Genomic DNA, 546 nt, shown 5'->3' on the forward strand with positions numbered 1-546 from the left:
ATTCATCACATCACCTTTCTTTCTCACTGTTCTTGTTTTTGGAGCGACCGGAGCTTTATAAGCCCAAACGATGCGCCCGAGAGGTAAAGAAAATCCCACTAGGACTTGTCGCCTCAAACTGATTTATTAAATCCAAGGTTTCGGTGTCATAGATATTCACCAAGTTTAAATCTCTGACAGAAGCCCACACATGCTCACCACGTGAAGTAAACTCCATATGAAGCACACCCTTTCCAGGTTTTAGTGTTTTAAATAATGAGCGGCTTTCAGCATCTATTACTTGGAGCGTGTCATTATTTGGATAGGCAAAGTTCACCCAAATTTGGCGACCATCCGGTCTAGCCATGACAAACACTGGCTGACCATGCACATCGATTTTGTCTACTTGCTGCCAAGTGTTCATATCCACCACCAATACTTGGTGCTGCCCAACGGCAGGAACAAATGCATAGTTGCCTGCAACAGCCCAACCTTCCAGGTGAGGCATCTTGTAGACGGGTAGCTTCTGCTCTCCCCGGCCGTAATTTGGCAATATTTTTTCTGGCG

1 protein-coding gene is annotated in these 546 nt (G+C 45.6%); it reads right to left on the reverse strand.

Going from position 1 to position 546, the window contains the following annotated elements; genetic code table 11:
- Positions 1-55: 55 nt before the first annotated feature.
- Positions 56-546 (reverse strand): cytochrome D1 domain-containing protein (locus tag A3729_RS25415; protein WP_304439758.1); only part of this gene is annotated, 491 nt, incomplete at its 5' end.

The organism is Oleiphilus sp. HI0043, from assembly GCF_001634935.1.